14 protein-coding genes are annotated in these 13,343 nt (G+C 72.3%); all 14 read right to left on the reverse strand.

Annotated features, from left to right (window positions below; genetic code table 11):
- Nucleotides 1-202 precede the first annotated feature (202 nt).
- Nucleotides 203-751 (reverse strand): adenine phosphoribosyltransferase, encoded by a 549-nt coding sequence (locus ACGFT1_RS03700; RefSeq protein ID WP_373907370.1) that lies wholly within the window; start codon nt 749-751, stop codon nt 203-205.
- Nucleotides 748-1,857, reverse strand: a complete 1,110-nt coding sequence (gene secF / locus ACGFT1_RS03705; protein ID WP_373907371.1) for a protein translocase subunit SecF — start codon at nt 1,855-1,857, stop codon at nt 748-750. Before secF ends, ACGFT1_RS03700 begins: the two co-directional genes overlap by 4 nt.
- A 3-nt stretch (nt 1,858-1,860) precedes the next feature.
- On the reverse strand, nt 1,861-3,642 hold the full coding sequence (gene secD, locus ACGFT1_RS03710; RefSeq protein ID WP_373907372.1) for a protein translocase subunit SecD: 1,782 nt from the start codon (nt 3,640-3,642) through the stop codon (nt 1,861-1,863).
- 144 nt (nt 3,643-3,786) lie between these two features.
- Entirely contained in the window at nt 3,787-4,311 is a 525-nt protein-coding gene (gene yajC / locus ACGFT1_RS03715) for a preprotein translocase subunit YajC (RefSeq protein ID WP_373907373.1), read from the reverse strand.
- A 233-nt stretch (nt 4,312-4,544) separates the two neighbouring features.
- Nucleotides 4,545-5,624: a Holliday junction branch migration DNA helicase RuvB gene (gene ruvB, locus ACGFT1_RS03720; protein WP_356824616.1), complete on the reverse strand. Its 1,080-nt coding sequence runs from the start codon at nt 5,622-5,624 to the stop codon at nt 4,545-4,547.
- Nucleotides 5,625-5,648: 24 nt separating this feature from the next.
- Nucleotides 5,649-6,254, reverse strand: coding sequence for a Holliday junction branch migration protein RuvA (gene ruvA / locus ACGFT1_RS03725; RefSeq protein WP_373907374.1), 606 nt, complete (start codon nt 6,252-6,254; stop codon nt 5,649-5,651).
- Nucleotides 6,251-6,790 (reverse strand): crossover junction endodeoxyribonuclease RuvC, encoded by a 540-nt coding sequence (gene ruvC, locus ACGFT1_RS03730; RefSeq protein ID WP_373907375.1) that lies wholly within the window; start codon nt 6,788-6,790, stop codon nt 6,251-6,253. Before ruvC ends, ruvA begins: the two co-directional genes overlap by 4 nt.
- 143 nt (nt 6,791-6,933) lie before the next feature.
- A complete protein-coding gene (locus ACGFT1_RS03735; RefSeq protein WP_373907376.1) occupies nt 6,934-7,686 on the reverse strand; it encodes a YebC/PmpR family DNA-binding transcriptional regulator in 753 nt (250 codons plus the stop codon).
- Between the two features lie 48 nt (nt 7,687-7,734).
- On the reverse strand, nt 7,735-8,340 hold the full coding sequence (gene pdxT, locus ACGFT1_RS03740) for a pyridoxal 5'-phosphate synthase glutaminase subunit PdxT (protein ID WP_373907377.1): 606 nt from the start codon (nt 8,338-8,340) through the stop codon (nt 7,735-7,737).
- A 13-nt stretch (nt 8,341-8,353) separates the two neighbouring features.
- Nucleotides 8,354-9,259 carry a pyridoxal 5'-phosphate synthase lyase subunit PdxS gene (gene pdxS / locus ACGFT1_RS03745; RefSeq protein ID WP_361987729.1) on the reverse strand — a complete coding sequence of 302 codons (906 nt, stop codon included), beginning with the start codon at nt 9,257-9,259 and terminating at the stop codon, nt 8,354-8,356.
- Between the two features lie 125 nt (nt 9,260-9,384).
- Nucleotides 9,385-9,927, reverse strand: coding sequence for a hypothetical protein (locus ACGFT1_RS03750; protein ID WP_373907378.1), 543 nt, complete (start codon nt 9,925-9,927; stop codon nt 9,385-9,387).
- A 403-nt stretch (nt 9,928-10,330) separates the two neighbouring features.
- Nucleotides 10,331-11,542: a glycosyltransferase family 4 protein gene (locus ACGFT1_RS03755; protein WP_373907379.1), complete on the reverse strand. Its 1,212-nt coding sequence runs from the start codon at nt 11,540-11,542 to the stop codon at nt 10,331-10,333.
- Nucleotides 11,539-12,447, reverse strand: coding sequence for a phosphatidylinositol mannoside acyltransferase (locus ACGFT1_RS03760; RefSeq protein WP_373907380.1), 909 nt, complete (start codon nt 12,445-12,447; stop codon nt 11,539-11,541). The genes ACGFT1_RS03755 and ACGFT1_RS03760 overlap by 4 nt, the downstream gene beginning before the upstream one ends.
- Nucleotides 12,444-13,109 carry a phosphatidylinositol phosphate synthase gene (gene pgsA / locus ACGFT1_RS03765; protein ID WP_373907381.1) on the reverse strand — a complete coding sequence of 222 codons (666 nt, stop codon included), beginning with the start codon at nt 13,107-13,109 and terminating at the stop codon, nt 12,444-12,446. The genes ACGFT1_RS03760 and pgsA overlap by 4 nt, the downstream gene beginning before the upstream one ends.
- Nucleotides 13,110-13,343: the final 234 nt, after the last annotated feature.

Raw genomic sequence — 13,343 nt, forward strand, 5'->3', positions numbered from 1 at the left:
AGGCTCCGGACATCCCATGGTAGCCATCCCGCGCCCGGTCATCGCCTCCAGGCCGCTGTGAGGACCGTCTGCACGTGCGACGGACGGAGCCCCCACGCGATTCCACGGCCGTTCCCGGGCAGTCTGCGCCGGTGCGTGCCGGGCCGGGGACGGCGACGGCCGCCCCGGTGGCACCGGGGCGGCCGTTCGGTGTGCGGGCCGATCAGATCCTGAGGAGCGCCTCCACCGGCGCGCCGCCCAGAGCCGGCTCCAGGCGGGCGCGGCCGTCGAGGAAGCCCAGCTCCATCAGCACGGCGACCCCGCAGACCTCGGCGCCGGCGCGGTGGACGAGCTGGACCGCGGCCTCGGCGGTGCCGCCGGTGGCCAGGACGTCGTCCACGATCAGGACGCGGTCCCCGGAGGCCAGGTCCTCGGCGTGCACCTCGATCTCGGCCGAGCCGTACTCCAGGTCGTAGGCCTGGCGCAGGGTGGCTCCCGGCAGCTTGCCGGCCTTGCGGACGGGGATGAAGCCCAGTCCCGCGCGGACGGCGACCGGGGCGCCGAGGATGAAGCCGCGGGCCTCCAGGCCGATGACCTTGGTCGCGCCGGTGGCGGCGGCGATACCGGCGAGGGCGTCGGTGAGCGCCGCGAAGGCCGCCGGGTCGGCCAGGAGCGGGGTGATGTCCTTGAACATCACGCCCGGCTCCGGGTAGTCGGCGACGTCACGGATGCGGCTGAGCAGCAGCGTCGAGATGTCCGCGAGCTCGGTCATGGGCGCTTCCCCGGGGTCCGGCCGCGGCCCCGGCCGCGCGACTCGGGCTGGTGGCGCGGACCCACCACGGCCGGGGCGGCGCCGTCGGCGTCGTCGTCCGGGGTGGCGGGCGACTCCGCGGAGTCCCCGCCGGCCGCGGCCTGGGCGCGCTTGGCCAGGACCCGCTTGGTGAGGGCCTTCATCGCCGGCTCGCGCTCCTTGAGGTCGGCGACGAGCGGGGTGGCGATGAAGATCGAGGAGTAGGCACCGGCCGCGAGACCGACGAACAGCGACAGCGAGATGTCGTTGAGCGTGCCCGCGCCGAGGAAGCCGCCGCCGATGAAGAGCAGACCGGCCACCGGCAGCAGGGCGACGACCGTGGTGTTGATGGAGCGGACCAGGGTGCCGTTGATCGAGCGGTTGGCGATGTCGCTGTAGGTCCAGCGGGTCTGCTTGGTGATGTCCTTGGTCTGCTCCTTGAGGCTGTCGAAGACGACGACCGTGTCGTAGAGCGAGTAGCCGAGGATGGTCAGCAGGCCGATGACGGTGCCGGGCGTGACCTCGAAGCCGACCAGGGCGTAGATACCGGTCGTGATGGTGATGTCGTGGATCAGCGCGACCAGCGCCGCGATGGCCATGCGCCACTCGAAGGCGATGGCCAGGTAGATCACGACGAGCACCATGAAGATCGCCAGGCCCTCCCAGGCCTTGTTGGCGATCTGCTCGCCCCAGCTCGGGCCGACCAGGTCGGCGGCGAGCTTCTCGGGGTCGAGGTTCAGGTCCTTCGCCAGATCCTTCTTGATCCGGTCGGACTGGTCGGTCTCGATACCGGCGATCTGGATGCGCAGGCTGCCGTTGCCGAGCTTCTGGACGATCGCCTCATGGCCGGCGGCGTCCTTGGCGTACTCCTCGGCCTGGGCCACCGAGGTGCTCATCTTGGTCGGCGTGGTGAAGACCGCGCCGCCCTGGAACTCGATGCCCATGTTCAGGCCGCGCACCGCCAGGCCGAGGATGGCCGTGATGGTGATCAGGATCGAGACGCCGTACCAGATCTTGCGCTTGCCGACGAAGTCGTAGCTGATCTCGCCGCGGTGCAGTCGAGCGCCGAGGTTGCCGAGTTTCGACATCGCTCATGCCTCCTTCGGGTCGACAGGGCCGGCGGGACCGGCGGAACGGCGGGTACGGCGCAGCGGCGGCTTGGCGCCCAGGCCCTTCGGGTCGAGTCCGGACCACTTGTGGCCGTCGGCGAAGAACTTGCGGCGGGCGAGCAGCGTCATGAGCGGCTTGGTGAAGAGGAAGACGACGACCACGTCGAGCAGGGTGGTCAGACCGAGGGTGAAGGCGAAGCCCTGCACCTTGCCGACGGTGACGATGAACAGCACCGCGGCGGCGAGGAACGACACGAAGTCCGAGACGAGGATGGTGCGCCGGGCGCGCGGCCAGGCCCGCTCCACGGCGGGGCGCAGCGAGCGGCCCTCGCGGATCTCGTCACGAATGCGCTCGAAGTACACGATGAACGAGTCCGCGGTGATACCGATCGCGACGATGGCACCGCAGACCGCGGGCAGGTTCAGCGCGAAGCCGATGGCCGGGCCGAGCAGCGTCATGATCAGGTAGGTGAGGATCGCGGAGACCACCAGGGACGCCATGGCCACGAGGGACAGGCCGCGGTAGTACACCACCAGGTAGATCACGACCAGCGCGAGACCGATCGCGCCGGCGAGCAGGCCGGCACGCAGCTGCTCACCGCCGAGCGCGGCGGTGACGGTGGTGACGGACTCCTCGCGGAAGGAGAGCGGGAGGGCGCCGTACGACAGCATGTTGGCGAGGTTCTGGGCCTCCTCCTGCTTGAAGCTGCCGGAGATCTCCGCCTGGCCGCCGGTGATGGCTCGCTGCACGAACGGGCTGGAGACGACCTCGCCGTCCAGGACGATGCCGAACTCGTTCTGCGGGGACTGGTTCTTGGCCAGCTCGCCGGTGATGTCCGCGAACTTCTTGCCACCGCCGGAGGTGAAGGTCATCTGGACCTGCCAGCCGGCGGCGCCCTGGGTGTCGAAGACGGCCTGCGCCTTCTTCACCTCGGTGCCGTCCACGGCGGCCGGACCGAGCAGGTACTTGAACCACGCGCCGTCGTTCTCGCCGCAGGCCACGGTGGGCTGGCCGGGCTTGGCGTTCTTGCCGGCGTTGGCGCGGTCGGCGGGCTTGGCGCAGTTCAGGGCCGCGTAGCGGGCCTGGAGGGCGGTGTCGCCGGAGGGCTTGCCGCTCGACGGGGCCGAGGGTGTGGTGGACGGCTTGGCGCTGCCGGAGGCGGAGCCGCTCGGCGAGGGGGTGGAGCCGGCCTTGAGCGCGTCGGTGACGGGGCGGCCCTGGGAGGTCGCGGTGCCCGTGGGGGACGCCGAGCCGGACGTCGCCCGCTGCGGGGAGGCGCTGCCCGAGGGGCTCGCGCCCGGCTTGGGCGAGGAGCCGCCGCTGGAGGAGGCGCTCGGCGAGGGGCTCTGCGCGGCGGCGCCGCTGGGCTCGCTGGCCAGGACCGGGCGGAAGTACAGCTTGGCGGTGGTGCCGACCTGCTGCTGGGCCTCCGCGGAGTTGGTGCCCTTGGGGATGTTGACGATGATGTTGTCGGTCCCCTGGGTCTGCACCTCCGCCTCGGAGACGCCGAGGCCGTTGACACGGCGGTTCATGATGTCGACCGCGGTGTCCATGTTGGCCTTGTTGATCGCGGACCCCTGGTCGGCCTTCGCCTTGAGCGTGATGCTCGTACCACCGGCGAGGTCGATACCGAGACGCGGAGTGGTGTGCCCGGAGGCGAACATCCCTCCGGTGAGCGCCACGATGGCGATCAGGATGAGGGCCAGCGAGCGCCCTGGCTTGCTCTGGGCGCTCGCGCTCCGGCCCCTCTTAGGTGCTGCCACCTTCTCGTACTCCCTCTCGGGCCGCCCCGCGCCCGGTCGGCGCGGTCGGCCATGACATGGTGTCGGGCTCCCGTGCGAGACAGCCGTGCCCGGGGTGCGCGGGGCGGGGCTGGTGGTGCCCCCGCCGCGCGTCCCGGGGCGTGACTACTTCGTGCCGGAGTCGCCGTCGGTCTTCTTCGGCTCGTCTTCCGTCCTGGCCTCGGCGGCCTGGGCCCTGTCCTCGGCAGCCCGGATGGCGTCGTCCCCGCGCTCGGCGGCGTCCTTCTTACCGAGGTCGATCTTTTCGTCGGAGGCGGCGGCAGCGGCGGGCCCGTCGGTCTCGTCGGTCTCGGTGAGAGAGGACGCGTCGTCCGGAACGACGGCGGCGTCGGACTTCAGGTCGTGCTCGACGCCGTGGACGATGCGGTTGTACTCGTCGTCGGAGAGGACGGCGCCGATGGCGTTCTTCGCGAACAGCAGGTCCACGCCGGGGCCGGCGTCGAGGAGGACCGTCTCCTCGTTGACTTCCTTGACCGTCGCGTAGATTCCCCCAATCGTGCGGACACCGGAGCCGGGCTGCATCTCGTTCCGCATCTGGGCGGCCTGCTGCTGCTTCTTCTTGGCCGAGCGGGTCATCAGGAACATGGCCGCGATGAGCACGATGAAGGGGAGAAGGGTCAAGGTATTCACGGGACGGGGTTTCCTTCGCGCGACCGCGACGGACAGCGGCCATTGGGACGGGGGTGTGGTCGGCGCCACCCGCAAGGGCGGCATCGGCGGAGTCTAAGCGAGTCCGCGCGCATGGAACAACGCTCAGCATGGCACCTGGGTTCCTGCCGAGGCCAATGTCCCCGCTGTCACCTCGGCATCACGTGGCCGCCGGGCGGTCACCCGGCCGCCCCCGGGCGGGCATCAGACCGCCGTCACGCCCCGAACAGGTCCGGCTGTGCGCCTCCCCCGGCGCCGCCGGGAGCCGAGCGGGGCGGGGTGAGACCGAGGTGGGCCCAGGCGGCGGGGGTGGCGACCCGGCCGCGCGGGGTCCGGGCGAGCAGGCCCTCCCGGACCAGGAACGGTTCGGCGACCTCCTCCACCGTCTCCCGCTCCTCCCCCACCGCGACCGCGAGGGTCGACAGGCCGACCGGGCCGCCGCCGAACAGCTTCAGCAGGGCCTGCAGGACGGCGCGGTCGAGCCGGTCCAGGCCGCGCGCGTCGACCTCGTACACCGCGAGGGCGGCGGCGGCGATGTCGCGGGTGACGACGCCGTCGGCCTTGACCTGCGCGTAGTCGCGGACGCGGCGCAGCAAGCGGTTGGCGATGCGGGGCGTGCCACGGGAGCGGCCGGCGATCTCCGCGGCGCCGGCCGGGTCGATCTCGACGTCCAGCAGGTGCGCCGAGCGGTGCACGACGCGTTCGAGTTCGTGCGGCTCGTAGAACTCCATGTGCGCGGTGAAACCGAAGCGGTCGCGCAGCGGGGGCGGCAGCAGGCCCGCGCGTGTCGTGGCGCCGACCAGGGTGAAGGGGGGCAGTTCCAGCGGGATCGCGGTGGCGCCGGGGCCCTTGCCGACGATGACGTCGACGCGGAAGTCCTCCATGGCCATGTACAGCATCTCCTCGGCGGGCCGGGACATGCGGTGGATCTCGTCGAGGAAGAGCACCTCGCCCTCCTGGAGCGAGGACAGGATCGCGGCGAGGTCGCCTGCGTGCTGGATGGCGGGGCCCGAGGTGATGCGGATGGGGGCGCCCATCTCGGCCGCGATGATCATCGACAGGGTGGTCTTGCCCAGGCCGGGCGCGCCGGAGAGCAGCACGTGGTCGGCGGTCGCGCCGCGCGCGCGTGCGGCGCGCAGCACCAGGTCGAGCTGTTCGCGGACCTTCTCCTGGCCGATGAACTCACCGAGGTCCTTGGGGCGCAGGGCGGCCTCGACGGCCTGGTCCTCCCCGTCGGCGACCGGGCCCACCAGCCGGTCGGGGGCGGGGGTGCCGGTCGGATCGTCCCAGTTCATGTGTGTGCCTTACGACGGTCTCGGTCAGCGGGCTCGGTTCAGCGTCTGGAGGGCGGCCTTCAGCAGCCGGCCCACCTCGGGGGTGCCCTCGGCGGCCTCGGCCTGGGGGGCGACGGCGGCGACCGCCTCGTCGGCCTCGCGGGTGGCGTAGCCGAGGCCGAGCAGAGCCGCGTGCAGCTGGTCGCGCCAGCCCTGGCCGGCGGGCGCGCCGACGGCGGGGGCGCCGACCGGCGCGCCGAGCCGGTCCTTGAACTCCAGCAGCAGCTTCTGCGCGCCCTTCCTGCCGATGCCGGGAACGGCCGTGAGGGCCTTCTCGTCGCCGCCCGCGACCGCGCGGCGCAGGGCGTCCGGGGTGTGCACGGCGAGCATCGCCTGGGCGAGGCGGGGGCCGACCCCGCTCGCGGTCTGGAGCAGCTCGAAGGTCTGGCGTTCGTCCTCGTCGGCGAAGCCGTAGAGGGTGAGCGAGTCCTCGCGGACGACGAGGGAGGTGTGCAGTCTGGCCGGCTGGCCGGTCCGGAGGGTCGAGAGCGTGTTCGGCGTGCACTGGACGGCCATGCCGACGCCCCCGACCTCGACGACCGCTGCGTCGGGGGCGAGTGCGGCGACCGTGCCGCTGACGAAGGCGATCATGCCGTACGGCCTTTCGTTGCGTGGGCGGTGTGCAGGGCGACGGCCTGCTGGAGCCGGTTCTGCGCGGGGGCGCGCCAGATGTGGCAGATGGCGAGCGCGAGGGCGTCGGCGGCGTCGGCGGGTCTGGGCGGCGCCGACAGCCTGAGCAGCCGGGTGACCATGGCGCCCACCTGTGCCTTGTCGGCACGACCGCTGCCGGTGACGGCGGCCTTGACCTCGCTGGGTGTGTGCAGGGCGACGGGGATGCCGCGCCGGGCGGCGCACAGCATGGCGACGGCGCTGGCCTGGGCGGTGCCCATGACCGTGCGCACGTTGTGCTGGCTGAAGACGCGCTCCACGGCGACGCACTCGGGCCGGTGTTCGTCCAGCCACTGCTCGATGCCCTGCTCGACACCGAGCAGCCGGTGGCTGAGGTCGGCGTCCGCGGGTGTCCGTACGACGCCGACGCCGAGCATCGTCAGCGGGCGGCCCGCGACCCCCTCCACGACACCGACGCCACACCGGGTCAGCCCGGGGTCCACCCCCAGTACGCGCACCGCGCCCCCTCCCTTCGACGGCCTGTTCGTGCAGGCTATCGGGTGCCACCGACAACGCCCCGCACCAGCGCCCGGGCAGCCCGCGCCCGGCAACGCGACGGGCCGACGGGGGATGTCCCGTCGGCCGTGATCAGCCGTGCGCGCTACGCGTCGACCTTCTCCATGATCTCGTCGCTCACATCGAAGTTGGCGAAGACGTTCTGCACGTCGTCGCTGTCCTCCAGCGCGTCGATGAGCTTGAAGATCTTCCGCGCGCCGTCCTCGTCCAGCTCGACCTGCATGGTGGGGACGAAGTTGGCCTCGGCGGAGTCGTAGTCGATCCCGGCGTCCTGGAGGGCGGTGCGGACCGCGACCATGTCGGTGGCCTCGCTGATGACCTCGAAGGTCTCGCCGAGGTCGTTGACCTCCTCGGCGCCGGCGTCGAGCACCGCGCCGAGCACGTCGTCCTCGGACAGCTCACCCTTGGGGACGATCACCACGCCCTTGCGGTTGAACAGGTACGACACCGAACCCGGGTCCGCCATGGAGCCGCCGTTGCGGGTCATGGCGACGCGGACCTCGGAGGCGGCGCGGTTGCGGTTGTCGGTGAGGCACTCGATGAGCACCGCGACACCGTTGGGTCCGTAGCCCTCGTACATGATCGTCTCGTACTCGGCGCCGCCGGCCTCGAGACCCGCGCCGCGCTTGACCGCGGAGTCGATGTTCTTGTTCGGGACCGACGACTTCTTCGCCTTCTGGATGGCGTCGTACAGCGTCGGGTTGCCGTCCGGGTCGGCGCCGCCCGTCCGCGAGGCGACCTCGATGTTCTTGATCAGCTTCGCGAAGAGCTTGCCGCGCTTGGCGTCGATCACGGCCTTCTTGTGCTTCGTCGTGGCCCATTTAGAGTGGCCGGACATCTGCCTGTCTCCTTCGCGTAACCCATCTCTGTACGAACGGCAGAGATCCTACAAGGACTCCGGTGTCCGATCGGCGCGCACCATGTCGACGAACAGGGAGTGCACGCGGTGGTCGCCGGTCAGCTCCGGGTGGAAGGAGGTGGCGAGCACGTTGCCCTGGCGCACCGCGACGATGTGGCCCTCGTGCTCGGCCAGCACCTCGGCGCCGGCGCCCACGGACTCCACCCAGGGCGCGCGGATGAAGACGCCCTCCACAGGATCGCCCGCGACGCCCCGCACGTCGACCGCGGCCTCGAACGACTCGTTCTGCCGCCCGAAGGCGTTGCGGCGCACGATCATGTCGATGCCGCCGATGGTCTCCTGGCCCGAGCGCGGGTCGAGGATCTTGTCGGCGAGCAGGATCATGCCGGCGCAGGTGCCGTAGACGGGCAGGCCGGCGCGCACGCGCGCGCGGAGCGGTTCCATCACTCCGAAGAGGACGGCCAGCTTGGAGATGGTGGTGGACTCGCCGCCGGGCAGCACGAGGCCGTCGACCTCGGCGAGTTCCTCGGGGCGCCGCACCGGCCTGGCCACGGCGTCCGCCGCGGCCAGGGCGATGAGGTGCTCCCGTACGTCGCCCTGGAGGGCCAGGACGCCTATGACGGGGGTGTTCATGTGTTCCGGTGCCTTACCAGCCGCGGTTCGCGTAGCGCTCGGTCTCGGGGAGGGTGTCGCAGTTGATGCCGACCATGGCCTCGCCCAGGTTGCGGGACGCGTCCGCGATGATCTTCGGGTCGTCGTAGAAGGTGGTGGCCTTCACGATGGCGGCGGCGCGCTTGGCCGGGTCGCCCGACTTGAAGATGCCGGAGCCGACGAACACGCCCTCGGCACCGAGCTGGCGCATCAGAGCGGCGTCGGCCGGGGTGGCGACTCCGCCGGCGGAGAACAGGACCACCGGGAGCTTGCCCAGCTCGGCGACCTCCTTGACCAGCTCGTACGGGGCGCGCAGCTCCTTGGCCGCCGCGTACAGCTCGTGGTTGTCGTAGCCGCGCAGCCGGGCGATCTCGTTCTTGATCTGGCGCAGGTGGCGGACGGCCTCGACGACGTTGCCGGTGCCGGCCTCGCCCTTGGAGCGGATCATCGCGGCGCCCTCGGCGATGCGGCGCAGTGCCTCGCCCAGGTTGGTCGCACCGCACACGAAGGGGGTGGTGAACGACCACTTGTCGGAGTGGTTGACCTCGTCGGCCGGGGTCAGCACCTCGGACTCGTCGATGTAGTCGACGCCGAGGGACTGGAGGACCTGGGCCTCGACGAAGTGGCCGATGCGGGACTTGGCCATGACCGGGATCGAGACGGCGTCGATGATGCCCTCGATCATGTCCGGGTCGGACATGCGGGCCACACCGCCGTCCTTGCGGATGTCCGCGGGGACCCGCTCCAGGGCCATGACCGCGACGGCGCCCGCGTCCTCGGCGATCTTCGCCTGCTCCGGCGTGACGACGTCCATGATCACGCCGCCCTTGAGCTGCTCGGCCATGCCGCGCTTCACGCGTGCGGTGCCGGTCTCGGGAGCCTGGTTGTCGATGGTGGACACGGGTGACCTCACTGATGGGAAAGAAGGCTTCTGCACCGCTGAGGAAACGCGAACGGACCAGTCCACAGCAAGGGCCAATGGCAAGCCGGTGGATCGTTTTGGTTCACCGGGCCGTCGGCGGGCGGTCAGGTGACCCGTTCCACCAGCGCCGCGGGCGGCTCGTCGTCCATCTCGACGGCCAGCGGGAACGGGGCGTGGCCGGCCAGCCGGAACCAGCGCACCTTACGGTGTTCCCGCAGCCTGCGCGCCGCCCCCACGGCGTCGTTGTGGAAGCGGCGGGCCATCGGCACCCGGCGGACGGCCTCCGCCAGCTCCCTGGCCGCCTCCTCGCCGCCCGGCGCCGCCCGTACGGCCTCCACCTGCGCCGGATGCGCGAAGACCGCGCGCAGTGCCTGGCTCAGCTCGCTCTCGGCGACCTCCCGGTGCTCCTCCTCGGCCTGCCGGGCGGCGTGCGCGGCCTCGTACAGCACGATCGAGGCCGCCGGGTCCAGGACGCCCGAGGTGGCCAGCTCCTGCGCCACGGAGGCCCGTCGCAGCAGCTGGGCGTCGAGGGCGGCCCGGGTGGCGTCCATCCGTACGTGCAGCCGGTCGAGCCGCCCGGCCGTCCAGCTCAGGTACCCGCCGACGGCGACGAGCGCGAGGAGGATCCAGATGAGGGTTACGGTCACGGCGGAAGGCTATCGGCTGCTCCGGAACGACTCCGCCGCACTCCGGGGAGACCGCCGGCCCGGTGCCCGGGGGCCGCCGGCCGCACCGCCCGGACCGGGAACCCGGCGCGGTCGGCCGCTGACCCCCGGCACCCCTGCCTCCGGCCCGCCGTCCGCAGCTCGAAGGCCGTCACCCCACCTCACGAACCCGCCGGCGACCCGCCCACCGCCCCGGCCCCTCCCGCTCCGGTCCCCGCAACCGCCCGCACCGCAACCCGAAGGCCCTCAGCGACCCGCACCACCGCGCCCCCAGCCGGACGCCGGTCGCGGTCGGGCACCGCTCCGCGCGCCCCCGCTTCGGTCCCGGGATCCGGGAGCGTCGCTGCCCTGCCCGGTCACCGAGCCCGGGTGCACGGCCCCGGCCTCAGTCCCCCAGTCCCTGAGCCGTCGGCTGTTCGCGGGTGTTCCCGCTCAAGTCGCGGGTCAGGCCGAAGCGGGCCCGCAGGCCCGTCGTCCGCTCGTCCGCGGCGACCGCGGCCGCGCCGGCCGTCACCGTCTCGTAGACGGACAGGATGTCCGCGCCGACCGTGGACCAGTCGAACCGCCGCACGTGGGCGCTGCCGCGCTCGCGCAGCAGGGTCCGGCGCGCCGGGTCCGCCAGCAGCCGTACGGCCGCCTCCGCCAACGCGGTCGCGTTCTCGTTGGCGAAGATCTCGCCGGCCTCGCCCTGGTCGAGGACCTGTACGAAGGCGTCCAGGTCGGACGCGAGGACGGGGGCGCCCGCGGACATCGCCTCGACGAGGATGATGCCGAAGCTCTCGCCGCCGGTGTTGGGCGCGACGTACAGGTCGACGCTGCGCAGCAGGCGCGCCTTGTCCTCGTCGCTGATCATGCCGAGGAACTCGACGCGCGAGCGCAGCTCCTTCGGCAGGTCCTCGACGGCCGCCTCCTCGTCGCCCCGGCCCGCCACCAGCAGCCGCGTGCCCGGCCGGGCGGCCATGATGTGCGGCAGGGCCTTCATCAGCACCGGCAGGCCCTTGCGGGGCTCGTCGATGCGGCCGATGAAGCCGATGGTCCCGCCCTGCCACCGCGGGTCGGGGTCGGCCTTGGCGAAGAAGTCGACGTCGACGCCGTTGGGGATGACCACCGCGTCCCCGCCCAGGTGCTCGACGAGGGTGCGGCGGGCGTACTCGCTCACCGCGATCCGCGCGCTGATCTTCTCCAGGGCGGCCTGGAGGATCGCGTAGGCGGCGATCATCGCGCGCGAGCGCGGATTGGAGGTGTGGAAGGTGGCCACGATCGGGCCGGACGCCGCCCAGCAGGTCAGCAGGCCGAGCGAGGGCGAGGTCGGCTCGTGGATGTGGACCACGTCGAACTTGCCGTCGTGCAGCCAGCGCCGCACCCGCGCGGCCGACAGGAACCCGAAGTTCAGCCGGGCCACCGAGCCGTTGTACGGCACCGGGACGGCGCGGCCGGCGGAGACGACGTAGGGCGGCAGCGGGGTGTCGTCGTCGGCCGGGGCGAGGACGGACACCTCGTGGCCGAGGCGGAGGAAGTACTCGGCGAGGTCGCGGATGTGGAACTGGACGCCACCGGGCACGTCCCAGGAGTACGGGCAGACGATCCCGATTCTCACGCGGGTCCCTTCGCGGGGTTGAGGTCGGCGAGCCACAGGCGCTGGAGCATGTGCCAGTCCGCGGGGTGGTCGGCGATCCCGCCGGCGAAGGCGTCGGCCAGCGCCTGCGTCATGACGGCCGTCCTCTCGGCGCGCGTGCCGGACGCGGGGACCTCGACGGGCGGATGCACCCGGCCCCGCATGACGGGCGAGTCGTCGTACCAGAGGGTGACGGGCAGCAGCAGCGCGCCCGTCTGCTGGGCGAGCAGGGCGGGGCCCGCGGGCATGCGGGCCCGCTCGCCGAAGAAGTCGACCTCGACACCGGAGGCGGACAGGTCGCGGTCGGCGACCAGGCAGACCAGCCCGCCGTCACGCAGCCTGCGGGCCAGGGTGCCGAAGGCGGAGCCGCCGCTGTGCGGCAGGACCTCCATGCCGAGACCCTCGCGGTAGGCGACGAAGCGGTCGTAGAGCGTCTCGGGCCTGAGGCGTTCGGCGACCGTCGTGAACGGCGTCCGAAGGGCGGTGGTGACCCAGGCGCCGGCCAGGTCCCAGTTGGCCAGGTGGGGCAGCGCGAGGACCACGCCCCGGCCGGCGGCCAGGCCGTCGGTCAGGTGGTGCAGGTCCTTGGGGTCGAAAGCCGACCTGACCCGCTCGGCGCTCCAGGCCGGCAGCCGGAAGGACTCCATCCAGTAGCGCAGGTAGGACCGCATGCCCGCGCGGGACAGTTCGGCGAGCCGCTCGGGGCTCGCGCCGGGCACCACGCGCGCGTAGTTGGACTCCAGGCGCTGAACGCCCTTGCCGCGCCGTTTCCAGGCGAGGTCGGCGATGGTCCGGCCCAGGCGCGCCGCGACGGGCTCGGGGAGCTTCTTGACGGTGCTCCAGCCGGCGCCGTACAGCGTGTCGGTGAACCGGTCGGCGGCGCTCACTGGGCCGCCTCGCCCGCGGTCGGCCGAGTGGCCGCCTCCGCCTCGGCGGACTCGCGGCGCACGGTGACGACCCGCTGGACCAGGGTGACGAGGCTGCCGACGGCGACGACCCACAGGGCGATCGGCAGCAGCCACTGGATGCCCGGCACGCCGAACTTGTGCAGGCCCGCCAAACCGGCCGCGACCAGCGAGATCACCAGCCGCTCGGCGCGCTCGACGAGCCCGTTGACGGCGACCGGCAGCCCGATCGACTCGCCGCGCGCCTTGGTGTACGACACGACCTGTCCGCTGGCCAGGCAGAAGATCGACACCGCGCACAGCATGTTGTCGTCGCCGTGGCCCGCGTACCAGAGCGCGAACCCGCCGAAGATCGCGCCGTCGGCGACCCGGTCCAGGGTGGAGTCGAGGAAGGCGCCCCAGCGGCTGGAACGGCCCAGCTGGCGGGCCATGTTGCCGTCGACCAGGTCGGAGAAGACGAACAGGGTGATCACGATCGTGCCCCAGAAGAACTCGCCCCGGGGGTAGAAGACCAGCGCGCCCGCGACCACACCGGCCGTGCCGAGGAGGGTGACCGTGTCGGGGCTCACGCCCCGGCGGATGAGAAACGCGGCGAACGGTGTGAGGACACGCGTGAAAAATGCACGCGCGTACTTGTTCAGCATGGCCTTCCCGACGGTCGGTGTCGCCGCGGCCCCTGGTGGCCGCCGGCTGGCCCATCGTAGCCAGGCACGCGCGCGCGTGGCGGGCGGGCACCCGCAGCCGCGCCGGGAAGCGGTGCACGCCCCCGCGCGCGGGGCGTTCGTGACGCGTTCGATGTCCCGTACGCACCCTTCGTAGCCCTTCGTATGGACGCGGCGTGACGGGAGTGGAAAGCTCGAATGACCGCGGGCGTCGCC

Source organism: Streptomyces sp. Y20 (assembly GCF_043195475.1).
Lineage (GTDB): Bacteria > Actinomycetota > Actinomycetes > Streptomycetales > Streptomycetaceae > Streptomyces.